Annotated in this window: 19 protein-coding genes and 1 tRNA gene; 11 read left to right on the plus strand and 9 right to left on the minus strand. The window is 63.4% G+C overall.

All coding sequences use genetic code 11. The annotated features are described in order from the left end of the window. Nucleotides 1-15 precede the first annotated feature (15 nt). On the plus strand, nt 16-1,782 hold the full coding sequence (locus NKG60_RS15360) for an outer membrane beta-barrel protein (RefSeq protein ID WP_352975089.1): 1,767 nt from the start codon (nt 16-18) through the stop codon (nt 1,780-1,782). Between the two features lie 147 nt (nt 1,783-1,929). Here NKG60_RS15360 and galU read toward each other — a convergent pair whose 3' ends face one another. Next, nucleotides 1,930-2,835: a UTP--glucose-1-phosphate uridylyltransferase GalU gene (gene galU, locus NKG60_RS15365; protein ID WP_352975090.1), complete on the minus strand. Its 906-nt coding sequence runs from the start codon at nt 2,833-2,835 to the stop codon at nt 1,930-1,932. Between the two features lie 207 nt (nt 2,836-3,042). Here galU and NKG60_RS15370 point away from each other — a divergent pair, with 207 nt between their 5' ends. After that, on the plus strand, nt 3,043-4,269 hold the full coding sequence (locus NKG60_RS15370) for a lytic murein transglycosylase (RefSeq protein ID WP_352975091.1): 1,227 nt from the start codon (nt 3,043-3,045) through the stop codon (nt 4,267-4,269). A gap of 26 nt (nt 4,270-4,295) precedes the next feature. Continuing rightward, nucleotides 4,296-5,543, plus strand: coding sequence for an SGNH/GDSL hydrolase family protein (locus NKG60_RS15375; RefSeq protein WP_352975093.1), 1,248 nt, complete (start codon nt 4,296-4,298; stop codon nt 5,541-5,543). 22 nt (nt 5,544-5,565) lie between these two features. On the opposite strand, the gene NKG60_RS15380 is transcribed toward NKG60_RS15375, so the two are convergent. Both NKG60_RS15380 and gltB read right to left on the minus strand, forming a co-directional pair. Continuing rightward, complete coding sequence (locus NKG60_RS15380) at nt 5,566-7,020, minus strand: glutamate synthase subunit beta (protein WP_352975094.1); 1,455 nt, start codon at nt 7,018-7,020, stop codon at nt 5,566-5,568. A gap of 142 nt (nt 7,021-7,162) precedes the next feature. Beyond that, complete coding sequence (gene gltB / locus NKG60_RS15385) at nt 7,163-11,893, minus strand: glutamate synthase large subunit (RefSeq protein WP_352975095.1); 4,731 nt, start codon at nt 11,891-11,893, stop codon at nt 7,163-7,165. Nucleotides 11,894-12,368: 475 nt separating this feature from the next. Between gltB and NKG60_RS15390 the strand changes: the two genes are divergently transcribed. Further along, nucleotides 12,369-13,421 (plus strand): threonine aldolase family protein, encoded by a 1,053-nt coding sequence (locus NKG60_RS15390; protein ID WP_352975096.1) that lies wholly within the window; start codon nt 12,369-12,371, stop codon nt 13,419-13,421. A gap of 94 nt (nt 13,422-13,515) precedes the next feature. Here the strand turns inward: NKG60_RS15390 and NKG60_RS15395 are convergent, their stop codons facing one another. Continuing rightward, nucleotides 13,516-13,980 (minus strand): Hsp20 family protein, encoded by a 465-nt coding sequence (locus tag NKG60_RS15395; protein ID WP_352524628.1) that lies wholly within the window; start codon nt 13,978-13,980, stop codon nt 13,516-13,518. A gap of 496 nt (nt 13,981-14,476) precedes the next feature. On the opposite strand from NKG60_RS15395, the gene NKG60_RS15400 reads away from it, so the two are divergent. Further along, the gene (locus NKG60_RS15400; RefSeq protein ID WP_352975097.1) at nt 14,477-15,448 is read left to right on the plus strand and encodes an alpha/beta fold hydrolase; all 972 of its coding nucleotides are present in this window, start codon (nt 14,477-14,479) and stop codon (nt 15,446-15,448) included. Nucleotides 15,449-15,468: 20 nt separating this feature from the next. Here NKG60_RS15400 and NKG60_RS15405 read toward each other — a convergent pair whose 3' ends face one another. From NKG60_RS15405 to NKG60_RS15415, 3 genes are all read right to left on the minus strand, one after another. Next, entirely contained in the window at nt 15,469-15,978 is a 510-nt protein-coding gene (locus NKG60_RS15405) for a DUF1579 domain-containing protein (protein ID WP_352975098.1), read from the minus strand. A gap of 102 nt (nt 15,979-16,080) precedes the next feature. Further along, the gene (gene hisN, locus NKG60_RS15410) at nt 16,081-16,854 is read right to left on the minus strand and encodes a histidinol-phosphatase (protein WP_352975099.1); all 774 of its coding nucleotides are present in this window, start codon (nt 16,852-16,854) and stop codon (nt 16,081-16,083) included. 347 nt (nt 16,855-17,201) lie between these two features. Continuing rightward, nucleotides 17,202-18,143 (minus strand): N-formylglutamate amidohydrolase, encoded by a 942-nt coding sequence (locus NKG60_RS15415; protein WP_352524634.1) that lies wholly within the window; start codon nt 18,141-18,143, stop codon nt 17,202-17,204. Nucleotides 18,144-18,296: 153 nt separating this feature from the next. On the opposite strand from NKG60_RS15415, the gene cpdR reads away from it, so the two are divergent. After that, a complete protein-coding gene (gene cpdR / locus NKG60_RS15420; protein WP_006199474.1) occupies nt 18,297-18,659 on the plus strand; it encodes a cell cycle two-component system response regulator CpdR in 363 nt (120 codons plus the stop codon). Nucleotides 18,660-18,822: 163 nt separating this feature from the next. Then, nucleotides 18,823-18,897: transfer RNA gene (locus NKG60_RS15425), tRNA-Val, on the plus strand. Nucleotides 18,898-18,963: 66 nt separating this feature from the next. Here the strand turns inward: NKG60_RS15425 and fcl are convergent. Then, the gene (gene fcl, locus NKG60_RS15430) at nt 18,964-19,926 is read right to left on the minus strand and encodes a GDP-L-fucose synthase (RefSeq protein ID WP_352665657.1); all 963 of its coding nucleotides are present in this window, start codon (nt 19,924-19,926) and stop codon (nt 18,964-18,966) included. Nucleotides 19,927-20,084: 158 nt separating this feature from the next. Continuing rightward, nucleotides 20,085-21,239, minus strand: coding sequence for a dihydrodipicolinate synthase family protein (locus NKG60_RS15435; RefSeq protein WP_352975100.1), 1,155 nt, complete (start codon nt 21,237-21,239; stop codon nt 20,085-20,087). Nucleotides 21,240-21,483: 244 nt separating this feature from the next. Here NKG60_RS15435 and NKG60_RS15440 point away from each other — a divergent pair, with 244 nt between their 5' ends. Genes NKG60_RS15440 through NKG60_RS15455 form a run of 4 tightly spaced genes read left to right on the plus strand, consistent with a single transcriptional unit; the run spans nt 21,484 to nt 25,919 of the window. Continuing rightward, nucleotides 21,484-22,539 (plus strand): LacI family DNA-binding transcriptional regulator, encoded by a 1,056-nt coding sequence (locus tag NKG60_RS15440; protein ID WP_352975101.1) that lies wholly within the window; start codon nt 21,484-21,486, stop codon nt 22,537-22,539. After that, on the plus strand, nt 22,536-23,552 hold the full coding sequence (locus tag NKG60_RS15445; RefSeq protein ID WP_352975103.1) for a Gfo/Idh/MocA family protein: 1,017 nt from the start codon (nt 22,536-22,538) through the stop codon (nt 23,550-23,552). The genes NKG60_RS15440 and NKG60_RS15445 overlap by 4 nt, the downstream gene beginning before the upstream one ends. Next, nucleotides 23,549-25,150 carry an acyl CoA:acetate/3-ketoacid CoA transferase gene (locus tag NKG60_RS15450; RefSeq protein WP_352867187.1) on the plus strand — a complete coding sequence of 534 codons (1,602 nt, stop codon included), beginning with the start codon at nt 23,549-23,551 and terminating at the stop codon, nt 25,148-25,150. Before NKG60_RS15445 ends, NKG60_RS15450 begins: the two co-directional genes overlap by 4 nt. Continuing rightward, nucleotides 25,143-25,919 carry an enoyl-CoA hydratase/isomerase family protein gene (locus tag NKG60_RS15455; RefSeq protein WP_352867189.1) on the plus strand — a complete coding sequence of 259 codons (777 nt, stop codon included), beginning with the start codon at nt 25,143-25,145 and terminating at the stop codon, nt 25,917-25,919. The genes NKG60_RS15450 and NKG60_RS15455 overlap by 8 nt, the downstream gene beginning before the upstream one ends. Nucleotides 25,920-25,928 lie beyond the last annotated feature (9 nt).

The raw sequence follows: 25,928 nt of genomic DNA on the forward strand, positions 1-25,928 counted from the left end.
CAAGCAGTGGTGCCGATGTCCGGGTTTCAGCCTCAAAACAAAATGGGACGAAAGGGCAAGGCGGTTTGCGCTTTGCTGCTGGCAACCAGTGTCTTTGCGTTGTCGCGGCCGGCACTGCTTTGCGCCCAGGAAACCGAACTGCGCGGCGAGGTTGCGGAATCGACAATCCTGGACGACCAGCAGTACAAGATCAGGCAGTCGAGCATAGCCGGAACCCAAGCCGCGCAGGCTGCTGCGACCGCCAACGACAATACGCCGCTGCCTACCTATCGTCCGGCCAGCCAAGGGGCGTTGCCTGACGACGGCACGGGCAAGGCGGCCACAACCGGCGGCACTTTCGATCCACCAGCGGCCAGCGGCGACCCATTTCCCGACAACCCTGCTCCGCCCCCACGACGGCGGCCGAGCGCAACGCAACGCGCCGCCAATGCGGCCAATGCCGAAGACGAGACCGCGGACAGCCAGAAGCGCAGGAAAACCGCGACTGCAGCCGCGGCGACGACCGATGACACCGACACCGCCGCCATAGACGAGCAGGATACGACCAACCGCCGCGCCGTCACCATCGATTCCGCCGAGAGGCTCAAGCTCGACCCCGGCGCCGAGCGCACCGAAGCCATCGAAGGCCAGAACAAAAAGAACGAGGACGACCCGTTCGCCGCCACCGGCATCAAGCTCGGTTCCTTCGTGATCAGGCCGACGCTCGAGCAAGGCCTGACGTCTTCAACAAACGCCGATTCGAGCAGCCTCGGCAAGCCGGCCTTGCTGTCGGAAACGACGCTGCGCTTCAACGCCGTCTCCGACTGGCGGGAGAATTCGGCGACCGTTGAGGGCTATGGCATCTTCCGCGAAACCTTGTCCGGCTATGACATTCACGAGGCGCAAGGCCGCGTCGACGGCACACTCAACATCGATCTCGACAATGATCTGCGCGCCATCGCCAAGCTGGGCTATGAGGCCGTGCCCGAATCGGCCTCGGCGCCCGACGCCATCGTCGGCGCCGTTGGCCAGCCACTGCGCCAGACCGTGAACGGCAGTCTCGCCGTCGAGAAGGATGCCGGCAAGATGCGCTTCGCGCTGACCGGCGCGGTCGAGCACGACATCTTTGGCGACGCCAAGCTTTCGTCGGGCGGATCGCTGTCGCAGAAGGGCCGCGACTCGACGCTCTACACGGCCATTTTGCGCACTGGTTACGAGATCTCGCCTGCCATCACTCCGTTCACCGAAATCGAGATCGGCCGGCGCGCTTATGATTTGCGCGTCGATCCAAACGGCTTCCAGCGCTCCTCCAGCAGGCTTGGCGCACGGGCCGGCGTCGAGCTCGATCTCCGCGAGAAGCTTAGCGGCGAGTTCTCGGTCGGCTGGCTGCGCGAGGCCATCGACGACGACCGCCTGCCGGCGATTTCGGGCGCGACGATCAATGCCGATCTCAAATGGTCGCCGGAACGCGGCACCACGATCGGGCTCACCGCACAGACGACCGCCGAGAACACGACCAACGCGGGCAAAAGCGGCGACATGCTCTATTCCGGCAGCCTCACCGGCGAGCGGCAGATCCGCGCCAACCTGACCGGAAATGCCGCTCTCGGCCTTGAATGGCGCGACTATACCGGCTCCGACGATCACGATTTGACGCTGAGCGCCGAGGCTGGGCTGACGTGGTGGCTGAACCGCTACACCGGGCTCACCACCCGCGCCAGGACTGAAAAACTGACCAGCAACCTGGTTGGGCGCGACTACACGGCCAACAGTATCTTCGTCGGCTTGAAGTTGCAGCGCTAAATGCATGTCGCGCCCTCGGGCTTGACCCGAGGGTGTCCAGCGATTTTGCGATAACGACTTGCATAAAACAACAACCTGAAGGGCGTCGCATAAGGCCGGTCGAACGCGGCGCGCTTTAGCCGATCAGCGCGGCAACCGGTGTTGAAACTACAAGGCTGCGCCGCGGCGTTCTGACGGCGCGAGTTCGTCCAGAAGTGTGCGAATGACACCGGCCATGCTGGCATTCATGTCTCTGCGCCACAGTGCGAAGGCAACGTTGGCCTCGACGAAGCCTTCGGGCGAGCCGCAGTCGAACGTCCGCCCGCGGTAGTGGTAGCCGTAGAAGGGCTGTTGCTTCTGCAGCTTCAGCATTGCATCGGTGAGCTGGATCTCGTTGCCGGCGCCTTTTTCCTGACCTTCGAGTATCTTGAATATCTCGGGCTGCAGGATGTAGCGCCCGTTGATGTAGAGGTTCGACGGCGCCGTGCCGGTCTTCGGCTTTTCCACCATGCCGGTGATGCGGAAACCGTGATGTGCGTCCTCGCCGCGGCCGACAATGCCGTATTTGTGCGCCTCGGCCGGATCGCATTCCTGCACGGCGACGATGTTGTTGCCGGTCTCGGCGTAAAGCTCGACCATATCCTTCATGCAGCTTTTTTCCGACTGCATGATCATGTCAGGCAACAGCAGCGCAAAGGGCTCGTCGCCGACGAGCTCGCGCGCGCACCAGACGGCGTGACCAAGGCCGAGCGGTACCTGCTGGCGGGTGAAGCTGGTCTGCCCCGGCGCCGGCTGCAGCCGCTGCAGGCGGGCGAGCTGGTCGTCCTTGCCGCGTTGCGCAAGCGTGTCGTAGAGCTCGAACTGGACGTCGAAGTGATCCTCGATGACCGCCTTGTTGCGGCCGGTCACGAAGATGAAATGCTCGATCCCCGCTTCGCGCGCCTCATCGACCACATACTGGATGACCGGCCTGTCGACGACCGTCAGCATTTCCTTGGGAATGGCCTTGGTGGCGGGGAGAAAGCGCGTGCCGAGACCGGCAACCGGGAACACTGCCTTGCGAACTCTCTTCATGTGCCAATTATCCATTTGCATGCCTGTTCGGCAATCCCGATTCGAGACATTTTCATGCCGAAATCGAGGATTACTGAACGGCGGGTCAGAAATCTCAGCTGGTAAAGCATTGACGCATCTTTTCACCCCGGACGGCACCTATGGTAAACCAAATGCTAACCGGGTTCGGCGATGAATAGTCTTCCTGAGATGAAGAAGGAGGAAAAGATGTCCGTTCGCAACGCCGCAAGGCGCTTCACCAGCGTCCTGACGGCCGCCAGCCTCTCGCTTGCCTTGCTCATGCCCAGCGGGCCGGCTTTTGCCGATGCCGGCTTCCGCCAATGGGTCGCCAGCTTCCGTGCTACCGCTGTGGCGAGCGGCGTTTCCGGCTCCGTCTACGACCAGGCATTCAAGGGCATCAACGATGCTGACCCGGTGGTGCTGGAAAAGGCCCGTACTCAACCCGAATTCACCGCACCCGCCTGGGATTATTTCGACAACCGCGTCCATGACCAGTCGGTCGCCGTCGGCCAGCAGATGGCAAGGAAATGGAAGCCTTGGCTGGACAGGATCGAGGCAAGATACGGCGTCGACCGCTACATCCTGCTGGCCATCTGGTCGATGGAATCGAACTATGGCGAAACCCTCAAGCGCGATGATATCATGCGCAGTGTCGTGCGCTCGCTGGCGACGCTTGGTTATGCCGATCCGAAGCGAGCGAAATTTGCCCGCACCCAGTTGATCGCCGCGCTGAAGATCCTGCAGACCGGCGACATCGACGAAAGCCATCTCAGCGGCTCATGGGCCGGCGCGATGGGCCATACCCAGTTCATCCCCACCAGCTACCAGTCCTATGCGGTCGATATGGACGGCAACGGCAAGCGCGACATCTGGAATTCGATTCCCGATGCACTGGCGACAGCCGCCAATTTGCTGCGGAAGAACGGCTGGCAGGCAGGCAAGACCTGGGGTTATGAAGTCAGCCTTCCGGACGGCAAGAAGCTGCCTGGGGGCTCGAAGTCGCTGTCGCAATGGCAGGCACTGGGCGTCAGCCGTGCCAACGGCAAGCCGTTCAAGAACGGTGCGGACAAGGCGACGTTGAAGCTGCCCGGCGGCCGCGGCGGGCCAGCCTTCCTGATGATCAAGAATTTCTCGGTCATCAAGCGTTACAACAATGCCGACAAATATGCGCTCGCCGTGGGCCTTCTTGCCGACGAAATCGCCGGCTATGGCGGGCTTGTGCAGGACTGGAAGCGACCGTTTACCAAGCTCTCCTTCGAGGAAAGGCAGGAGCTTCAGAAGCGACTTTCCGAGCACGGCTATTACGACGGCAAGTTCGACGGCAAGATCGGTGACGGATCGAAAACCGCCATCATGGCCTTCCAGGCAAAGGCCGGCTTGACCCAGGACGGGTATCCGAGCAAGGAAGTGCTCAAATGGCTCAGGCAGAACTAGGGCCGGTTACGGGATGGAGAGGGTGATTGGTTTCGGCTGCGCGCATCCGGTTAATCGTTCGTCGCGTGCCGATCCTCGTTCTGGCGATCGCCGTTCTGGCAGTCGGCGCCGCCAGTGCCTTTCATACCTCGGCCATGGCGCAGGAGCCGGAAAGTCGTGGCTGGTCGCTGCGCGACCTGTTGTTTCCGCGCAGAAGCGAGCGGTTTGAGCAGCCGCCGCCCGAATTCCAGAGAGAATTCCAGAGAACAAAGCCCAGGGCCAAGCTGAGAAAGCCCCGGTCAGTTCGCCGGCCGCCGCCGGCCGAGCCGACAACCCCGGTGGCCGAGAAGGCGCCGGATGCACGCGTCGTTCTGGTGGTCGGCGATTTCATGGCATCTGGGCTGGCTGAGGGGCTCGACGCCGCCTTTGCCGAAAACACCGGCGTCAGGATCGTCGTCCGTGCCAACGGATCGTCCGGCTTCGTGCGTGATGATGTCTACAACTGGCCAGAACAGGTCAAGTCGCTGATCGCTGCCGAAAAACCGGCGGCCGTCGTCGTCATGCTCGGATCCAACGACCGGCAGCAGATGCGCGTCGGCGATGTGCGCGAGCAGCCGCGATCCGAGAACTGGACCAAGGAATACGAGCGCCGGACCGAAGCGTTCGGCAAGGCCATCGCGGCAACCAAGGTGCCGTATCTATGGGTCGGCATGCCGGCCATCCGGGTCTCGAAAATGACCTCCGACATGCTGGCCTTCAACGACATCTTCCGCTCGTCCGCCGAAAGCCACGGCGGCGAATTCGTCGACGTCTGGGACGGGTTCGTCGACGAGAACGGCGCCTTCATCACCAGCGGTCCGGACATCAACGGCCAATCGGTGCGCCTGCGCTCCGACGACGGCATCAACATGTCGAAGGCCGGCAAGCGCAAGCTCGCCTTCTATACCGAAAAGCCGCTGATGAAGATCCTTGGGCTGGCCGCGCCGGGAAGCGTGGTGACAGCTTCCGCCCCGGCCGGCGCTCCCGTCGAGGCGCCGGCACCTGCTGCCGCACCGATAGCTGTCGATCGCACCGTGCCGATGCTGCTCAGCGATCCGGCGCTGGACGGCGGCTCGGAACTTCTCGGCGCCGCCCCGCCGGCAAAAGCGGACAAGCATTTGCCGGGCGAAAGGCTTGTCGTGGAGGGCAAGGCGCCCGACGCCTCACCGGGCCGCGCCGACGATTTCTCGTGGCCACCCAAGACACAGCCGGCGACGGCGGCTGCATCCGATACGACGACGGCGATCCGGCAGTAAACAGAACCTCATCGGAACCGGCTCAGCGCGGCAGCACGCTCGATCCCATCAGAGCCTCATCGATGGCGCGCGCCGCCTGGCGTCCCTCGCGGATCGCCCAGACGACCAGCGACTGGCCGCGCCGCACGTCGCCAGCCGCATAGAGCTTTTCGACAGTGGTCCTGTAGTCCCGGTCATTGGCCTCGACGTTCTTCGAGCGGCGGCTGTCGGTGACGATCGTCATCTGCCCGTCGAGTTCCGACACCGGCCCGCGAGCGGGTGGCCCGGCAAAGCCGATGGCGATGAACGCGAGATCGGCGCGGATGACGAATTCGGTGCCGGCGATCGGCTTGCGCTTTTCGTCGACTTCGCAGCATTTGACCCCGGTCAGCTGGCCGTCTTCGCCGATGAATTCAAGCGTCGCCACCTGGAATTCGCGCTCGGCACCTTCGGCCTGCGAGGATGAGGTGCGCATCTTGGTCGCCCAGTAGGGCCAGACCGACAGCTTGTCTTCCTTTTCCGGCGGCTGCGGGCGGATGTCGAGCTGGGTGACGCGCACCGCGCCCTGGCGGAAGGCGGTGCCGACGCAGTCTGAGGCAGTGTCGCCGCCGCCGACGACGACAACGTGCTGGCCGCCGGCGACGATCGGGCGCGACGGCCATGCGACCGACTGGATCGGCTCGCCGCCGATACGCTTGTTCTGCTGCACCAGATAGGGCATGGCGTCGTGCACGCCGTCGAGATCGTCGCCCGGGATGTTGGCCGGGCGCGGCGTTTCGGAACCGCCGCAATAGAGCACCGCATCATATTCGGCGAGCAGTTCGGCGATCGGCTTGTCGACGCCGACATTGACGCCGCAATGGAAGCTGACACCCTCGCCCTGCATCTGCTCGATGCGTCGGTCGATATAATGCTTCTCGATCTTGAAGTCGGGGATGCCGTAGCGCATCAGCCCGCCCGGCCGGCTCTCGCGCTCATAGACGTGAACGTCATGGCCGGCGCGGCCGAGTTGCTGGGCAGCGGCCATTCCCGCCGGCCCCGAGCCGATGACCGCGACGCGCTTGCCGGTCTTCCGTTCCGGCGGATAGGGCCGGATATGGCCGGTTTCATAGGCCTTGTCGGCAATCGCCTGCTCGATCGTCTTGATGGCGACCGGAATGTCCTCGAGGTTCAGCGTGCAGGCTTCCTCGCAAGGTGCCGGACAGATGCGGCCGGTGAATTCCGGAAAATTGTTGGTCGAATGCAGGTTGCGGATCGCGTTGTCCCAGTCGCCATTGTAGACGAGGTCGTTCCAGTCCGGGATCTGGTTGTGGATCGGGCAGCCGGTCGGTCCATGGCAATACGGAATGCCGCAATCCATGCAGCGCGCCGCCTGTTTCTCGACCTCTTTGTCCGACATCGGCAGCGTGAACTCGCGGAAATGCCGGATGCGGTCGGAAGCCGGCTGGTACTTGTGCACCTGCCGGTCGATCTCGAGAAACCCTGTTACCTTGCCCATAGTCCAGTCCCTGCTGTCCGGAAGGCACGCCTGGCGACGCACCCGTTAACCTCATAAGGCAGCCGTGGCAACCTTCAGTCCGAGGTCAGGATTGCTGATGAAGATGGTTGCCGGGACGCACGGCCTCCCGGCAATTTCCAATCTATTCCGCCGCCACGTTCATGCGCATACGTTCCATCTCGATCAGCGCGCGGCGGTATTCGACCGGCATGATCTTCCGGAATTTCGGCCGGAAAGTCGCCCAATCGTCGAGGATTTCGCGACCTCGTACCGAGCCCGTGTAGTGGACGTGGTTGGAGATCAGCTGGTAGAGCCGCTCCTCGTCATGGCTGGTCATATCGCCGGATACGTCGACACGGCCCTTATGGTCGAGATCGCCGCCATGGTGAAGCAGCTTTTCCATCAGATCGTCCTCTTCCGGAACGGGCTCCAGCTCGACCATCGCCATGTTGCAGCGCTCGGCGAAATCGCCCGCCTCGTCGAGCACATAGGCGACGCCGCCCGACATGCCGGCGGCGAAGTTGCGGCCGGTCTGGCCGATGACGACGACGATCCCGCCGGTCATGTATTCGCAGCCATGGTCGCCGACGCCTTCAACGACGGCGGCGACACCCGAATTGCGCACGGCAAAACGCTCGCCGGCAACGCCGCAGAAATAGGCCTCGCCCTCGGTTGCGCCGTAGAGCACGGTATTGCCGACGATAATGGACTCGGCAGCAACGATTTTCGTGTTCTCCGGCGGACGGATGACAATGCGGCCGCCCGACAGGCCCTTGCCGACATAGTCATTGGCAGCGCCCACCAGTTCGAACGAGACGCCGCGCGCCAGGAAGGCGCCAAAGGACTGGCCGGCCGTGCCGGTGAGCTTGACCGAGATCGTGTCCTCGCGCAGGCCTTTGTGCTTGAAGCGCTTTGCCACCTCGCCCGACAGCATGGCGCCCGTCGAACGGTCGACGTTGCGGATCGGCAGTTCGATGCTGACCGGCTGCCTGGCTTCGAGCGCCGGCTTTGCCAGTTCGATCAGCTTGCGGTCGAGCACGTCGTCGATCGGATGCTTCTGCCGCTCGGTCCAGTGCACCGCCTCGTGCGGGGCATCGGGCTTGTAGAACATCTTGCTGAAGTCGAGCCCGCGCGCTTTCCAGTGCTGGATCAGCTCGCGCTTTTCCAGAAGGTCGGTGTCGCCGATGATCTGGTCGAGATGGGTGCAGCCCATCTCGGCAAGCAGCGCCCGCACCTCTTCCGCCACATAGAAGAAGAAGTTGATGACGTGCTCGGGCGTGCCCTTGAAGCGCTTGCGCAGCACCGGGTCCTGCGTCGCGACGCCGACCGGGCAGGTGTTGAGATGGCACTTGCGCATCATAATGCAGCCGGCCGCGATCAACGGCGCGGTCGAGAAGCCGAACTCGTCGGCGCCGAGCAGTGCGCCGATGATGACGTCACGTCCGGTGCGCAGGCCGCCATCGACCTGCAGCGCGACGCGTGACCTGAGGCCGTTGAGCACCAGCGTCTGGTGCGTCTCGGCAAGGCCCATTTCCCACGGGCTGCCGGCATGCTTGAGCGAGGTCAGCGGCGAAGCGCCGGTGCCGCCGTCATAGCCTGATATGGTGATGTGGTCGGCACGCGCCTTGGCGACGCCGGCCGCAACCGTGCCGACGCCGACTTCCGAGACCAGCTTGACCGACACGTCGGCCGCGGGATTGACGTTCTTCAGATCGTAGATGAGCTGCGCCAGATCCTCGATCGAATAGATGTCGTGATGCGGCGGCGGCGAGATCAGGCCGACGCCCGGCGTCGAGTGCCTGACCTTGGCTATGGTCGCGTCGACCTTGTGGCCCGGCAGCTGGCCGCCCTCGCCGGGCTTCGCCCCCTGCGCGACCTTGATCTGCATCATGTCGGAATTGACCAGATATTCCGCCGTGACGCCAAAGCGTCCCGAGGCGACCTGCTTGATTGCCGAGCGTTCGGGGTTCTTGCCGCCGCCCGGCAGTGGCAGATAGCGATCGGCCTCTTCGCCGCCCTCGCCGGTGTTCGACTTGCCGCCGATGGCGTTCATGGCGCGCGCCAGCGTCGTGTGCGCTTCCCTTGAGATCGAGCCGAAGGACATCGCCCCGGTCGAGAAGCGCTTGACGATATCGGCCGCCGGCATCACCTCGTCGAGCTTGACCTTCTTGCGCCCGGTCTCTTGCGCCAGCTTGATCTTGAACAGGCCGCGAATGGTCTGCGCCTGTGCCGTGTCGCTGTCGATTTGGGCGGAATAGTCCTTGAACGTTTCCCACGAGCCTTGGCGCACGGCGTGCTGCAAGGTCGCCACTGCGTCGGGCGACCAGATGTGGGCCTCGCCGCGCATGCGGAACATGTATTCGCCGCCGACCTCGAGGCTGTTGCGCAGCACCGGGTCGTTGCCGAAGCCGTCGGTGTGGCGGCTGACCGTTTCGGCGGCAATCTCGTCCAGCCCGACGCCTTCGATCAGCGTCGCCGTGCCGGTGAAGTACTTCTGCACGAAGTCCGACTTCAGCCCGATGGCATCAAAGATCTGCGCACCGCAATAGGACTGGTAGGTGGAGATGCCCATCTTGGACATCACCTTCAGGATGCCCTTGCCGATCGACTTGATGTAGCGGGAGACGACCTCGTAGGCATCGACCTCCGCCGGCAATTCGCCACGCTTGTGCATGTCGAGCAGCGTGTCGAAAGCGAGATAGGGATTGATCGCCTCGGCGCCGTAGCCGGCGAGACAGCAGAAATGATGCACCTCGCGCGGCTCGCCGGATTCGACGACGAGCCCAACCGAGGTGCGCAATCCCTTGCGGATCAAATGATGGTGCACGGCCGCAGTCGCCAGCAGCGCCGGAATGGCGATGCGGTCCGGGCCGAGCTGACGGTCCGACAGGATGATGATGTTGTAGCCGCCGGCGACCGCCGCCTCGGCGCGCTCGCACAGCCGGTCGATGGCGCCCTGCATGCCGGCCGCGCCTTCATTCGAACCGTAAGTGATGTCGATAGTCTTGGTGTCGAAACGGTCTTCGGTGTGGCCGACGGAGCGCAGCTTCTCCAGATCGCCATTGGTCAGGATCGGCTGGCGCACTTCGAGCCGCTTGCGGCGCGAATTGCCGACAAGATCGAAGATATTGGGCCGCGGCCCGATGAAGGACACCAGGCTCATCACCAGCTCCTCGCGGATCGGGTCAATCGGCGGATTGGTGACCTGCGCAAAATTCTGCTTGAAATAGGTGTAGAGCAGCTTCGATCTGTCCGACATTGCCGAAATCGGCGTGTCGGTACCCATCGAGCCGACCGCTTCCTGGCCGGTGGTCGCCATCGGCGACATCAACAGCTTGGTGTCTTCCTGGGTGTAACCAAACGCCTGCTGGCGGTCGAGCAGTGAGACATCCCTGCGCAGGGCGCGCGGCTCGACCGGGTTCAGATCCTCGAGGATGAGCTGGGTGTTGGCGAGCCAGCTCTTGTAGGGGTGCCTGGTCGCGATCTCCGACTTGATCTCCTCGTCGGAAACGATGCGGCCCTTGTCCAGGTCGATCAGCAGCATGCGGCCGGGCTGCAGCCGCCACTTCTTGACGATCCTTTCCTCCGGCACCGGCAGCACGCCGGCTTCCGAAGCCATGATGACGCGGTCGTCATCGGTGACGATGTAGCGCGCCGGCCGCAGCCCATTGCGGTCGAGCGTGGCGCCGATCTGGCGGCCGTCGGTGAAGGCAACCGCCGCCGGCCCGTCCCACGGCTCCATCAGCGCTGCGTGATACTCGTAGAAGGCCTTGCGGTCCTGCCCCATCAGCTTGTTGCCGGCCCAGGCTTCCGGGATCAGCATCATCATGGCGTGGGCGAGCGAATAGCCGCCCTGCGTCAGGAATTCGAGCGCATTGTCGAAGCAGGCGGTGTCCGACTGCCCCTCATAGGAGATCGGCCACAGCTTCGAGATGTCGTTGCCGAACAGTTCGGAATCGACCGAGGCCTGCCGTGCCGCCATCCAGTTGACGTTGCCGCGCAGCGTGTTGATCTCGCCATTATGGGCGACCATGCGGTAGGGATGCGCCAGCTTCCACGACGGGAACGTATTGGTCGAGAAGCGCTGGTGGACCAGGATCAGCGCCGTCTCGAAACGCGGGTCGGTGAGGTCCTTGTAGTAAGCGCCGACCTGATAGGCCAGGAACATGCCTTTGTAGACGATGGTCCGCGACGACATCGAGACGACATAGAAGCCGTTGTCGACGCCTTTGGTCTCTTCGTGGATACGGCCGGAAATGACCTTGCGCAGGATGTAGAGCCGCCGCTCGTAATCGTCGTCATTCTCGATCTCGGCGCCGCGGCCCAGGAACACCTGCCGGTGCACTGGCTCGGAAGCGGCGATGTCAGGCGCCTTTGAGAGCGACGAATTATCGACCGGCACGTCGCGAAAGCCGAGCAGCGGCTGGCCCTCGAGTTGCGCCACCTCGGCGATGATGCCTTCGATATGCGCCTGCAGCTCCGGGTCGCGCGGCATGAACACGTGGCCGACGGCATAGTGGCCAGGCTTCGGCAGTTCGACCCCTTGCTTGGCCATCTCCTCGCGGAAGAAGCGGTCCGGCAGTTGCACCAGCACGCCGGCGCCGTCGCCCATCAGCGGATCGGCGCCGACGGCGCCGCGATGCGTCAGGTTTTCGAGAACGGCAAGGCCGTCCTCGACGATCTGGTGCGACTTTACGCCCTTCATGTTGACGATGAAGCCGACGCCGCAGGCATCATGCTCGTTGCGCGGATCGTAGAGGCCGTGCGCGGCATAGCCGGTGCTGGTTCGCCCAATATTGGTCAGGGACGGATTTTTGACGGCTGCCGCTTTCGTCTGCGCGGCCTTCGTCGCAGATGGCGTCATATCCGTCATCGTCCTGTCCTCCGTTCCGTCCCCTTCGGGCGCTGGTTTCCGTCGGGAAGCGCGTGGCTCCCCTTTCACTCTTGCGGCACGTCTTGCGAAATTCTTGCCGACCGTGCGGCTTTCCGCATCGTTCGCATATGGTATTCGTACAGGCTGGAGCCAGGCTGTCTAGCTGTCGCTCGCAGCAACGGCCGCAGAGGCCAATCATATGCCAATGCGGCCAGTTTTGTGCGACAAAATAAGACAGCACTACTGTCCTAAATTTTTATGACAGAAATCTGCGGCGCATACAAGACCGATTCACAAAATTCTTGAGGCTTTGGCGACAGAAAATTGCGCGGAACGCCGCGACAGCGTAAGCTTCAGTCGCTGTATGTACGCTCATGCCTTTCGCTGGCTTTAGCGGATTTTCGGTATCTGCCCCTTGCAGCGGGCATGCGAAAGCGGCCAAGCTCGCACTGATTTCCCCAGCATAGGCAGACGCATGATTTTCGCTTCCGACAATTGGGCAGGCGCCCATCCCCGTATCGCTGCCGGCCTGTCGGCCCATGCCGACGGCTTCTCCACGGCCTATGGCGACGGTGCCCTCGACACGGCAGTTAACCAGCGCTTCAATGAAATCTTCGAACGTGAGGTCGCGGTGTTTTTCGTGGCCACCGGTACCGCTGCCAATTCGCTGTCGCTGACCGCTTACAACAAGCCAGGCGGCATTTCCTTCTGCCATCGCGAATCGCATGTCATCGAGGACGAATGCGGTGCGCCGGAATATTTCACCGGCGGTTCGCGGCTTTATACAGTCGACGGCGCACTCGGCAAGATCGATGCCGGCAATCTGGAACGGGCGGTGGACCGTTTCGCACCCGAAAACGTCCATTCCGGGCGGCCGATGGCCGTTTCGATCACCCAGTCGACCGAGGTCGGCACCGTCTACACACTCAACGAAATCGCCAGGATTTCGGCGATCGCAAAGCAACACGGGCTGCCGCTACACATGGACGGGGCTCGCTTTGCCAATGCGCTCGTCGCTCTGGAAACAACGCCGGCGGAGATGACCTGGAAGCACGGCGTCGACATCCTCTCCTTCGGCGGCACCAAGAATGGCTGCTGGTGCGCCGAGGCGATCGTGCTGTTCGACCTCGACCGAGCCAAGGAATTGGCCTTTTTGCGCAAGCGCGCCGCCCAGCTCTTCTCGAAATCGCGCTTCATCGCCGCGCAATTCGATGCTTATTTCAGAGGTGGGCTATGGCTCGACGCGGCACGGCAGGCCAATGCCATGGCGGCACGGCTTGCCGCGGCGATCGAGGATTCCCCTTCAGCGCGGCTGGCCTGGCTGCCGCAGGCGAACGAGGTCTTCGCGGTCATGAAAAAGGCCGAGGCCGAAAGAGTGCAGGCGGCAGGCGCGGCTTTCTACGACTGGCACAGACCGCTCGGCTACGACGGCCATATCGGCGAGGACGAAGCGCTCTATCGCTTCGTCACCAGCTTCGCGACCACGGCCGACGAGGTCGACCGTTTCGGCTACCTGCTCGCCGGATAGCAAGCCTTACCCGCCAGCAAAAAAGGGCAGTGCATTGCTGCACCGCCCCTTTTCCCCGAGGAGGTGGCGTCCCGGGGGGAGTTAGCTGCCTGACTTAGGCGGCGGTCTTGGCCTCGATCTGCTTGGCCTTGGCCGGAGCCGAGGTGATCGCGATCTTGCGCGGCTTCAGCTCTTCGGGGATGTTGCGCTTGAGGTCGACGAAGAGCAGGCCGTTCTTCAGCGCGGCGCCGATGACCTCGACGTGATCGGCAAGCTGGAAGCGGCGCTCGAAGGCTCGGCTGGCGATACCGCGATAGAGCAGTTCGGAACCTTCGCCATTGCCTTCCTCCTTGCGCTCACCCTTGACGGTCAGCACATTGCGGTGGGCTTCGATCGAAATCTCATCTTCCGAGAAGCCGGCCACAGCCATCGAGATGCGGTAGGCATCCTCGCCCGTACGCTCGATGTTGTAGGGCGGATAGGTCTGGCCTTCCGGCTGCGCAAGCGAATCGAGCATCGTGAACAGCCGGTCAAAACCGACGGTCGAACGGTAGAGCGGGGAAAAATCAACGTGACGCATGGTGTGTTCTCCTGTTGAGCAACAAGGTTTGCGTATGGCCGGTGCGAAACCCGTGAAGGCGTTCCGGATGGGCCAGCGGCCCCGACATTGGCGGCCGCACGATAAATTTGGGAAGCCGGCGAAGGCATTTCAAGATTTTCGCACATCCGAACCGCATCGGTCCCGGACCACGTTCCGATGCCGATGAACGGCAGATGAACCGCGGCTTCGGCGAGCGTTCAGCCAGACGGCAGTAAAACTGTTCTCGAGATCAGGAACAGGTCGCCGGAATTAAGCGACGCGACGAGGCCGAACCGGGTGTAACGTCCCTTCCTCCCGGGTCGACAGAGGCCGGGAGCATGCCCAAGGCTGCTTCCGGCCTTACTTGTTTGCTGCCTTGGGTCGACCTCCCCGGCGTCCCGAATTCCCCGGCGTCCCGAATTCCTTTGCTTTTGGCGCATGGGCGTTTATGCCTGACTTGCGCCCATGCCAGCATCGACCCCAAACCAAACACCGTATGACCGATCTCTTCCACCAGACCCCCCTCTTCCATGAAACTCCAGGCAATCCCCTGCCGGAAAACGCAGCCGGCGGCTTCTTCACCACGCGCGACGGCAGCAAGATCCGCTATGGGCTGTTTGCCGCGGTTAGCCGTCCGATGAAGGGCACCGTGGTCGTCCTGACCGGCCGCAACGAGTGCATCGAGAAGTATTTCGAGACCATTCGCAACCTTGCCGACCGGGGCTTCGGCGTGGCAACCCTCGACTGGCGCGGCCAGGGCGCTTCCGACCGGCTGATCGGCGACCGCCAGCGCGGCTACGTCAGGAGCTTCTTCGACTATACCGGCGATCTGGAGCAGTTCTTCGAGGAGATCGTCCTGCCCGATTGCCGGGGACCCTACTACATATTGGCCCATTCGGCCGGGGCGGTGATTGCGCTGCTCGCTGCGCCCTCAATGGCGAACCGCGTGCGCCGCATGGTGCTGATCGCGCCGTTCTTCACCGTGCCCGACCTGCCGGTTTCGATAAAAACCGTTCGCCGCATCTGTTCGCTGTTCTGTCTGCTCGGCCTTGGCCGGCTCTATGCCGCATGGGGTCCGCGGCCGAAGGAAACAGTGCCTTTCGCCATAAACAAGCTGACCAGCGACCCGGCGCGCTATCGGCGCAACACGCTGATCTACGAAACCTATCCGCAGCTTGCGCTCGGCGGGCCGACGATCCGCTGGCTGAAGGCGGCCGCGGAGGCGTCCTTGATCATCAGCGACCCGGATTTCATGGCCAAGATCCAGGTTCCCTTGCTGATGATCGCCGCCGGCGCCGATCAGGTCGTCTCAACCAGGGCAGTCGAAACCTATGCCAGACGTCTGCGTGTCGGCTCGTTGCTGATGATCGACGGCGCCCGCCATGAGATCCTCCAGGAAGCCGACCTCTATCGCGAGCAGCTGCTTGCCGCATTTGACGCCTTCATCCCCGGAACCGGTGACGTCTGAGCCACATACCTTGTCCGGCTTCAGCTCATGCGGGCGAAATCCATGATCCAGTTGGTCTCCCATGTCTTGCCGCCGTCCGGCGAAAAGGCCTGCTCCCAGCGTGCCGACCTGTCCGTGATCCGCGACCACAGGAAGCGGACCTGGATCGGCCGGCCGTCGAACACGTCTTCGCACAGGAACGTGCCGACGCCCGACACGAAAGTGCCGCGCATCGGAACATCGATGGTCGACGGATTGCGGCCGTCGATCCACCAGATCGACCATTGCCTCGCCGCCGGGTCGAAGGTCCGCAGGGTGGCGGCGCGATAGGGCCCGTCGGGCAATTCAATCCAATTGTCGTCGACATTGCCGAGGCCGCCAAGGATCGGCCGCACGTCGCACGTGCCGCCAAACACATCCCAGTTGCTGTCGCCCTGCAGCCGCTTCTGCAATCTTCGATGGCCGACGGTCCAGCGCCCGAAGAAGAAATCGAAATCGCTCCGCCCCTCCGCCGGAGCATCGGAATGGCTGGCTGCTGGCTGCGTCGGCATCTATGGTCCTCCCCGGCTGACAGCGTTTCATAGCGCATGCCGCCTGACATCATCCTGTCAGGAGGTATGGCAACGATCTCGCCTGGGCAGCAATGCCCAATCTCAGCCGCGCAGCGCCGCCATTGCTGCTGCGTGCAGCTCCGGTGTCGCCGCCGCCAGGATGTCGCCGCCGTTTTCCGCCGGCCCGCCTTCGAAGGTGGTGACAACGCCGCCCGCCTTCTCGATGATCGGGATCAGTGCGACGATGTCGTAGGGCTTCAACCCGGGATCGGCGACGATATCGACGCTGCCCGCCGCCACCATGGCGAAGGCGTAGCAGTCGGTGCCGTAGCGGGCGAGCTGGACCTGTTTCTCGAACAGGTCATAGCGCAGACGCGCGTCGCCCTTGAACAGCGCCGGCGTGGTGGTGAACAGCGTCGCCTCGGCGAGATTCGTCGTCTTGCGCGTCGTGAGTTTTCGCGGGCCACCCGGACCTTCATAATGCGAGCCGGAGGCATTGGCGTAGAACAGTTCGCCGGTGAAGGGCTGCGACATCATGCCGGCGACGGCATCGCCGTCGACCGTCAGTCCGACCAGCGTGCCCCATACCGGCAGGCCGGAAATAAAGGCGCGTGTGCCATCGATCGGATCGATCACCCAGACATGCCGGCTGGAGATGTTTTCACTGCCATGTTCCTCGCCGAGAATTCCGTGATCGGGGTATTGCGCGTTGATGAGCGCCCGGATGGCGCGCTCGGCCTCACGGTCGGCTTCGGTGACCGGGTCGAAGCTGCCGTGCTCCTTGTTGGCGACCGCGCCCTGATTGCGGAAGCGCGGCAAGGTCTCGGCTGCAGCGGCCCGCGCGATGCGCCGTATGAACTCGATGCTGACGTCCAACTGATTCTCCCGCTCCAGCATGTCTGAGATGCCCGTTTGCCTACGGTTTTATGCCGAAACAAGGGTTTTTATGCCGAAACAAGGGCGTTCAGAGCCTTTCACACGATGCCAACTGTTGCTCAAATGCAACGCAGTCATCACGGAAATGCAATTTCCACTTCACAGTGAATTAAAAAAGCCGGAACGCGCCTTGACATTTGTGCAGCGCACAATACGTTTGTTCTCGGACAGGGGTTCCTGTCCATGCCCTCCTTGGGCGTTTCCTCCCTAGACTTCGACCGTGTCGTGCAAACGATGCGGTCTTTTTTTACGCTGCCGCATGAGCGGCGAATGCCGCGATTCCGGCGCTATTCGGCAGCCAACGGCAGATCGACGAAATGATGATCCGGCATTGCCATCAGCTCGGCCGAAAACCGCGCCAGATCGTCGGCCAGCGCATCGAAACCGGCCGATTTCTGGAACGTCCGCTCATTCATGTAGAGCCCGCGATTGACCTCGATCTGCAACGCATGCAGATGGCGCACCGGGCGGCCATAGTGCTCGGTAATGAAGCCTCCGGCATAGGGCTTGTTGTGGGCGACGCTGTAGCCCATGCCGGTGAGCAGGCCGATCGCCGTCTCGGTCAACGCCGCCGCGGCGGAAATGCCGAACCGATCGCCGACGATGAAATCCGGACGCAATCCGCTGTCGCCGACCCTTATGCTTGCCGGCATCGAGTGGCAATCAATCAGCACGGCGTAGCCGAAGCGCGCATGGGTTCTGGTCAAAAGCCGTTTCAGCGTCTCGTGATAGGGCTTGTAGACCGCTTCGATGCGCGCCACGGCTTCCGCCAGCGGCAAGCGGCCGGAATAGATGTCGAGCCCCTCGCCGACCAGCTTGGGCACGGTGCCTAGCCCGCCGGCCACCCGCGCCGAGCGGATGTTGCAGAATGACGGCACCGGTTCGGCGAACATGCGCGGGTCGAGTTCCCACGGCTCCCGGTTGACGTCGAGATAGGCGCGCGGGAAGTTTGCCGCCAGCATCGGCGCCCCGAGCGCGACGGCACCGCCGAACAATTCCTCGACATAGCAGTCCTCGGAGCGGCGGATGGCGTTGCGGTCCAGCTTGGCCATCGCCATGAACCGGTCCGGATAGTAGCGGCCGCTATGCGGCGAGTTGAAGAGGAAGGGAACGCGCTGTTCTGCGCCCGATCGGATTTCGAAGGGTGGAACGACCGAAAAATCCTCGGCTGCCGTTTTCAATTTGAAGGAACCCGGAAATACCAATGCATCATGATAGGAAAGTGCCACCTCGCCGCCCGCATGTCCAGCCGCCGAAGTGCCAGCCAAATCAGGATTGTGCCGCCAACGTTCACTTGATGTTTACCGTCACCTCCTCATATACAGCATGGTTAACGGGCTTGCCGCACGGCATTGTCGGTTGGGTGATTCGGACGGGACAAGATGGCACGCATTCTGCTGGCGGAAGACGACGACGACATGCGCCGGTTCCTCGTCAAGGCGCTGGAGCGCGCCGGTTATCAGGTCAGCGATTTCGACAATGGCGCCAGTGCCTATGAGCGGCTGCGCGAGGAACCTTTTTCGCTGCTTTTGACCGACATCGTCATGCCCGAGATGGATGGCATCGAGCTCGCCCGCCGCGCCACCGAGATCGATCCCGACCTCAAGGTGATGTTCATCACCGGCTTCGCCGCCGTCGCGCTGAACCCTGATTCCAAGGCGCCGAAAGATGCCAAGGTGCTATCGAAGCCGTTCCACCTGCGCGACCTCGTCAACGAAGTCGAAAAGATGCTGCAGGCCGCCTGACGCGCTTTTTGTCGCGTCTTGATCGACTAGAGCAATTCCAGGAAAAGTGTGAGGCGGTTTTCCGTCCGGAATTGCGTCAAAACAAAGAGACAAGCCAGCCATTCTTTCCCTTTTCCCGCTATTGACGTGCCGAACCAAAAATGGTGTATGCGCGGCTTCGGATGGGCGTGTAGCTCAGCGGGAGAGCACTGCATTGACATTGCAGGGGTCACAGGTTCAATCCCTGTCACGCCCACCATCCAGATAATCCTCAATTGGCCGTCGGTATTTTTTCGTCGACTGACGTTCCCGGCCAATACCAGCCTCAGGCCGCGCCGAGGCGCAGATCGCCGGTCTCGACGTGCTCCAGAAACCAGGCATAGGTCTGTTCCAAGCCGCTGCGCAGCGAATAGCGTGGGCGCCAGCCGGTGGCGAACAGGCGCGATACGTCCATCAGCTTGCGCGGCGTGCCGTCCGGCTTCGTCGCATCGAATGTGATCGTCGCATCGGCGCCGGCGACCGACACGATGGTGCGGGCAAGGTCGGCAATCGTGATGTCTTCCCCAGAGCCGACATTGATGTGGCTGTCGCCCGAATAATTCTTCAGCAGCCAGACCAGCGCGTCGGCGGCGTCGTCGACATGCAGGAATTCGCGCATCGGCGTGCCCGATCCCCACACCTCCAGGCTCTTGCGGCCGGCGCGCCTGGCCTCGTGCGCCTTGCGCATCAGGGCGGGCACGACATGGCTTGAATTGAGGTCGAAATTGTCGCCCGGACCGTAGAGATTGGTCGGCATCGCCGAGATGTAGTCGACGCCGTACTGGCGCCGATAGGCTTGGCACAGTTTCAGTCCGGCGATCTTGGCGATCGCATACCATTCGTTGGTGGGTTCGAGCGGCCCGGTCAGCAAGGCGTCTTCGGAGATCGGCTGCGCCGCGAATTTGGGATAGATGCAGGATGAACCGAGAAACAGCAGCTTCTGCACCTCATTGCGGAAGGCGCTGTCGATGACATTGTTCTGCATGACGAGGTTGTCCTGCAGAAAATCGACGGGAAGCCTGTTGTTGGCCAGGATACCGCCGACCTTGGCCGCCGCCATCACCACTGCATCCGGCTTGCGGTCGGCCATCCAGCGGCGCACGCCGGCTTGGTCGAGAAGATCGAGCTCGGCGCGCGAGGCGGTCAGGACCTCGCAATCCTCGTCGGCCAATCTGCGCAGGATTGCCGAGCCGACCATGCCGCGATGTCCGGCCACGAAAACGCGCTTGCCCTGAAGGTCGAAGGTCATCAGCTTACCCCAATGCGGAACGGCAGCTTTGCCGGTTGGCCGGCCGAGCGCCGGATCGGCTTCTCTGTTGGACGCATACCGCATACAGATTTGCCCAGACAAGGCAAATCGCAAAGCTACCGAACCTGGGCTTGGATCGGACGCCGCAGCGTTTGCGATCAGACGCCCGCTACCGCGCAGAGGCTTGTCATTCTGGCAATGGCAAGCTCCGGCTCGGCCAGCAATCCTGCCTGGTCGGCAAGGCGAAAGACATCGGCATAGTGACGGATGCCGCGCGCCGATTGCATGCCGCCGATCATCGAAAAATGCTCCTGATGGCCGTTCAGCCATGCCATGAAGACGATGCCGGCCTTGTAGTATTCGGTCGGCGCCTCGAAGATCTTGCGCGACAGCGGCACTGTCGGGGCCATCAGCGTGTCATAGCCGGCGCGGTCGTCGTCGGCCAGCTTTGCCAGCGCCGCATTGGCGACCGGCGCGATGGCATCGAAAATGCCGAGCAGCGCATGCGAATGTCTGTCGCCGTCGCCGGCGATCAGCTCGGGGTAGTTGAAGTCGTCGCCGGTGAACATCACCACGCCCTCGGGCAGGCGGTCCCTGAGGGCAATCTCCTTGCCGGCATCGAGCAACGATATCTTTATGCCCTCGACCTTGCCGGCATGGCGTTCGATGATCGCGACCACCGTCTCGAGGGCGGTTTCGAAATCACTGCTGCCCCAGTAGCCTTTCAGCGCCGGGTCGAACATGTCGCCCAGCCAGTGCAGGATGACCTTGCCGGAGGCCTGGGACAGGATGCGGTCGTAGACGCTGACATAATCGTCGGGGCCTTTGGCGATCGCCGCCAGCGCCCGGCTGGCCATCATGATCGCCTTGCCGCCAAGCCCTTCGATGAAGCCGAGTTGCTCTTCATAGGCCGCGATTACATCGTCGAGCGTGCTGGCGGCCCCCGGCGCCAGATGGTCGGTGCCGGCGCCCGATGCAAGATCGGCGCCCTCGACGCTCCGCGCCTCGATAATGGAGCGGCGGATCAATTCCCTGGCGTTTGCCCAATCGAAACCCATGCCGCGCTGAGAGGTGTCCATCGCCTCGGCGACACGGAAGCCGAGCCGCCAAAGGTGACGGCGAAACGCCATTGTCCTGTCCCAGTCGACCGCCGGCCTCGACCACGGATCGGTCATGGCGAGGGGATCGGCAACGACATGGGCGGCGGCGTAGGCGATACGCGAAAACCGCGCGCCGGCCACGGGCTGCACCGGCTGGCCGACAAGCCGGTAGCGGACACGGCCGCCGCCTTCCCCGGGCAAGGTGATGTCCATGGCTCTCTCCCTTCCCAACGCCTAATAAATGGAACGTTCCAATAAATCAAGATACTTTGCCACCCTGCCTTCGTGCAGCTCAATTTGCTGCATCGCAGCAGGTGACAGCCTCACTTGCCGAAGGATTGCGCCCGCTGAGCCGCATTTTTCCCGGGTTCGCAAAAACCCGATTGACTCAAATGCGCCGCAGGGATTAGATCGTTCCAATAAATCGCATAAGAAACCATCGGGAGGACAGATCTGGATGGCCAGCCGGGCCAAGGCAACGATACTCGACATCGCCCGTGAGGCGGGCGTGTCCAAATCGACTGTATCGCTGGTGCTGCAAGGCAGCGGGCTGATCCGGCCCGAAACCGCGCTCAAGGTGCGCAAGGCGATCGAGGATGTCGGCTATGTCTACAACCGCGGCGCTGCCAATCTGCGCAAGGCCCATTCCAACGTCATCGGCATGGTCATCAACGATCTCACCAATCCGTTTTTCGCCGAACTGGCGGTCGGCATGGAGCGCGTCTTCCAGTCGGCCGGCGTCGTGCCTTTCATCGCCAATACCGCTGAAAACCCGGTGCGCCAGGAAGAGGTTTTGAAATCGCTGATGGAGCAGGGTGTCGCCGGGCTCGTCGTGTCGCCAGCGCGCGGCACCACGCCCGGCGCGTTCCGTCGCCTTGAGACCGCAGGCGTTCCGGTCGTCTTCGTCATGCGCCGGCTTCCCGAAAGCCGCATCCCGGTGATCACGCCCGACAATCATCGCGGCGCCTATCTCGCCACCGCCCATCTGATCGGCAAGGGCCATCGCCGGGTGGCCTTCTTCGGCGGCTCATCCGATCTTGTCGTCTATCACGAGCGGCTGGGCGGCTTTCGCGAGGCCTGTGAAGCGCTCGGCATCGCGCCAGCCGACAGGCTGGTCTTCGAGGGCGAAACCAGCCGCAAGGGCGGCATTGCCTGCCTGGAAACCGCGCTTGCCATGGCCGCGCCGCCGACCGCGGCTCTTTGCTTCAACGATGCGGTCGCCTTCGGCGTCTTGCTGGCGCTGCGCAAGCGCGGCCTGGAGCCAGGCGCGGACTTTGCCGTCGTCGGCTTCGACGACGTGGCCGAGGCCGAGCACTACATGCCGGCGCTCACCAGTGTCGCGGTGAACACCGCCGGACTCGGCGAGCGCGCCGCCCACGTCGTGCTGAAGATGATCCAGTCGCGCACCACGCGCGCCGAGGATCATATCGGTGCCGTCAACCTGGTGGTCAGGGAAAGCTGCGGCCCCGATCGCAAGGAGCATGGCTGCGCAGGAATGGGGGACGCGGCATGACCGTCAGTTGGGGGCTGATCGGCGCCAGCACGATCGCAAGACAGTTCATGATCGGCGCCATCCGCGCGCAGAAGGACGGCGAGATCGCCGCGGTGATGAGCTCCAGCCCGGAGCGCGCCACCGCCTATGCCTGCGAAAACCGCATTCCGGCGGCGGTCGCGACGCTTGATGAATTGCTCGGCTCCGATATCGACGCCGTCTACATCTCGACCACCAACGAATTGCATCTCGAACAGGCACTCGCCGCCATCGAGGCGGGAAAGCATGTGCTGTGCGAAAAGCCGCTGGCGCTGACCAGCGCCGACGCCCGCGAGATGGTCGCCGCGGCCAGGGCCGCCGGCGTCGTGCTCGGCACCAATCACCATCTGCGCAATGCGGGCTCGCACCGCGCGATGCGCGAAGCGATCGCTGCCGGCCGCATCGGCAGGCCGATCGCTGCGCGCGTCTTCCACTCCGTCTATCTGCCGGAAAACCTGCAGGGCTGGCGCATCACCAGGCCGGACGCCGGCGGCGGCGTGGTGCTCGACATCACCGTCCACGATGCCGATACGCTGCGCTTCGTCCTCGGCGACGATCCGGTCGAGATCTCGGCCTTCACGCAATCGGCCGGCATGGCGGCCGGCGAGCTGGAAGACGGCGCCATGTGTCTCTGGCGCTTCGGATCGGGGGTGATTGCCCAGTCGCATGAGGGCTTCACGACAAAATTCGCCGGCACCGGCTTCGAGGTGCATGGCAGCGAAGGCTCGCTGATCGGCAAGGATGTGATGACGCAGAAGCCGCTTGGCTCGGTGTTGCTTCGAACGGCAAAGGGCGAGGAGGAATTGAGCTTCGACCGCGAGGACCTCTATGCCCGTTCGCTGCGCCAATTCCACGCGGCGATCCGTGGCGACGGCCAGCCTTCCGCCACCGGCGAGGACGGCGTCTGGTCACTGACCGCAGCCGAGGCGGCATTGCAATCGGCCAGGTCCGGCAACGCCGTTACCATCGACCCGAAGCTCGGGAGCGCCGCGTGAGCAAGCTCGTTTCAGCGGCTGAGGCTGCCGGCCTGATCAGGGATGGCATGGTCGTTTCCGTGTCATCGTCGAGCGGCCTCGGCTGTCCGGACGCGGTGCTGGCCGCCATCGGCGAGCGCTTCGATGCCGAAGGCCATCCCAGGGACATAACGACGCTGCACCCGATCGCCGCTGGTGACATGTACGGCATCAAGGGCATCGATCACTTAGCCAAGCCCGGCCTGTTGAAGCGCACTTTGTGCGGTTCGTATCCCTCCGGCCCGTCATCTTCCGAGCCACCGCAGATCTGGAAGATGATCGGCGACAATTCGGTCGCCGCCTACAACGTGCCGTCCGGCATCCTGTTCGACATGCATCGCGAGGCCGCCGCCAAGCGTCCCGGCGTGCTGACCAAGGTCGGGCTCGATACCTTTGCCGACCCGCGCCATCAGGGTTGCGCCATGAACGCGGCCGCCAGCGAGCCGATCGTTTCGGTGCAGCAGTTCGACGGCGAGGAATGGCTCTATTTCCGCTCGATCGTGCCGCAGGTCGCGATCATCCGCGCCACCACCGCGGACGAGCGCGGCAACCTTACCTATGAGCATGAGGGTGCCTATCTCGGCGGCCTCGAACAGGCGCTGGCCGCCCGCAACAATGGCGGCATCGTCATCGCGCAGGTCAAGCGCGTCGTCGAGAACGGCACGCTGAAGCCGCACGACGTGCGCGTGCCCGGCGTGCTGGTCGACCATATCGTCGTGGCGCCCGACCAGTTGCAGACGACGCTGACGCCTTACGATCCGGCCATCTCCGGCGAGATCTTCCGGCCGCTGTCGAGTTTCCGCAACGCCGAGATGAACGTCCAGAAGGTCATTGCGCGCCGCGTCGCCATGGAGCTTGCCGACGGCATGGCGGTCAATATCGGCTTCGGCATCTCGGCCAATGTGCCGCGCATCCTGCTCGAGGAAGGTCAGCACGGCAAGGTCACCTGGGTCATCGAACAGGGCGCGGTCGGCGGCGTGCCGCTGCTCGACTTCAAGTTCGGCTGCTCGTCGAACGCCGACGCCTTCATGCCCTCGCCGCACCAGTTCATCTATTTCCAGGCTGGCGGCTTCGACGCCTCGCTGCTGTCCTTCCTGCAGATCGACCGCCACGGCTCTGTCAATGTGTCCAGGCTCTCAGCGCGGCCCCACGTCACAGCCGGCGCCGGCGGCTTCGTCGACATCACCGCGCGGGCGAAGAAGATCGTCTTTTCCGGTTTCTTCAATGCCGGCGCCAAGCTGTCGCTTGCTGATGGCGGCATCCGCATCGACCAGGAGGGCAAGGTCAAGAAAGTCGTCGGCGAGGTCGAGCATATCTCCTTCTCGGGCAAGCGTGCCGTCGCGCAGGGACAGGACATCACTTATGTCACCGAGCGCTGCGTGATGAAGCTGACGCCAGCAGGGCTGATGGTGACCGAGCTGGCGCCGGGCATCGACCTCGAGCGCGATGTGCTGGCGCAGGCCGAGATCCCGCTCGCCGTAGCCAACGATCTCAAAGTGACGCCGGATGCGCTCTACCGGGACCGGCCGATCGGCCTGTCGCTCAACGGTGGCGCCTCGCTTGGAGGCGCCCATGGCTGAGCCCCTCGTCACCTTTGACACCGACGGCGCCATCGGCCTTGTCACGCTGCGCCGGCCGGAGAAATTCAACGCCCTCGACGTCCCAATGCTGCGGGCGCTGGAAGCAGCACTCGACGAAGCCGAGGCGGCGGACAGCGTCCGCGTCGTGCTGGTCTGTGGCGAAGGCAAGGGCTTTTGCGCCGGCGGCGACGTCGAGGCGTGGGCGGAAATGAGCGCCGCCGATTTCCAGGTGCAATGGGTTCGCTACGGCCACCGCGTCTTTGATCGGCTGGCGCGGCTGCCGCAGCCGACGATCGCCATTCTTGCCGGCCATGCGCTGGGCGGTGGGCTGGAACTGGCGGCGGCTTGCGACTTTCGCGTGGCGGAAACACAGGTGAAGCTGGGTTTCCCCGAGACCTCGATCGGTGTCGTTCCCGGCTGGTCCGGCACACAGCGCGCCGTGCGCCGCTTCGGTGCGCAGGCGGTGCGGCGGATGGCGCTCGGCGGCGAGGTGTTTCTGGCGGCCGAGGCTCTTGCTCTGGGGATTGTCGACCGGGTGGTCGAGACCGGCAAGGCGTTCGCCGAAGCCAAGGCCTGGGCCGGCAAGATCGCCGAGCGCGGGCCGCTCGCGACCGAAGCCGCCAAGCTGATGATTGCCATCGCCGAGGGCGAAGAGAGTGCTGCCGCGACCGAAGCGCTGGCCAGCGGCTTCATCGCGCTGACAAGCGATCTCAGGGCCGGCATCAAGGCTTTCAAAGCCAAGCAGAAACCGGCGTTCTCAAGATCTTAGGAACCTGAA

This window comes from Mesorhizobium sp. M1428, assembly GCF_040317515.1.
Classification (GTDB): domain Bacteria; phylum Pseudomonadota; class Alphaproteobacteria; order Rhizobiales; family Rhizobiaceae; genus Mesorhizobium.

Bases quoted from the DNA above. Each gene is read 5' to 3' on its own strand.
- NKG60_RS15360 (WP_352975089.1), top strand. From the start codon at position 16: ATGTCCGGGTTTCAGCCTCAAAACAAAATGGGACGAAAGGGCAAGGCG.
- galU (WP_352975090.1), bottom strand. From the start codon at position 2,835: ATGAAGAGAGTTCGCAAGGCAGTGTTCCCGGTTGCCGGTCTCGGCACG.
- NKG60_RS15370 (WP_352975091.1), top strand. From the start codon at position 3,043: ATGTCCGTTCGCAACGCCGCAAGGCGCTTCACCAGCGTCCTGACGGCC.
- NKG60_RS15380 (WP_352975094.1), bottom strand. From the start codon at position 7,020: ATGGGCAAGGTAACAGGGTTTCTCGAGATCGACCGGCAGGTGCACAAG.
- gltB (WP_352975095.1), bottom strand. From the start codon at position 11,893: ATGACGGATATGACGCCATCTGCGACGAAGGCCGCGCAGACGAAAGCG.
- NKG60_RS15390 (WP_352975096.1), top strand. From the start codon at position 12,369: ATGATTTTCGCTTCCGACAATTGGGCAGGCGCCCATCCCCGTATCGCT.
- NKG60_RS15395 (WP_352524628.1), bottom strand. From the start codon at position 13,980: ATGCGTCACGTTGATTTTTCCCCGCTCTACCGTTCGACCGTCGGTTTT.
- NKG60_RS15400 (WP_352975097.1), top strand. From the start codon at position 14,477: ATGACCGATCTCTTCCACCAGACCCCCCTCTTCCATGAAACTCCAGGC.
- NKG60_RS15405 (WP_352975098.1), bottom strand. From the start codon at position 15,978: ATGCCGACGCAGCCAGCAGCCAGCCATTCCGATGCTCCGGCGGAGGGG.
- cpdR (WP_006199474.1), top strand. From the start codon at position 18,297: ATGGCACGCATTCTGCTGGCGGAAGACGACGACGACATGCGCCGGTTC.
- fcl (WP_352665657.1), bottom strand. From the start codon at position 19,926: ATGACCTTCGACCTTCAGGGCAAGCGCGTTTTCGTGGCCGGACATCGC.
- NKG60_RS15435 (WP_352975100.1), bottom strand. From the start codon at position 21,239: ATGGACATCACCTTGCCCGGGGAAGGCGGCGGCCGTGTCCGCTACCGG.
- NKG60_RS15440 (WP_352975101.1), top strand. From the start codon at position 21,484: ATGGCCAGCCGGGCCAAGGCAACGATACTCGACATCGCCCGTGAGGCG.
- NKG60_RS15445 (WP_352975103.1), top strand. From the start codon at position 22,536: ATGACCGTCAGTTGGGGGCTGATCGGCGCCAGCACGATCGCAAGACAG.
- NKG60_RS15455 (WP_352867189.1), top strand. From the start codon at position 25,143: ATGGCTGAGCCCCTCGTCACCTTTGACACCGACGGCGCCATCGGCCTT.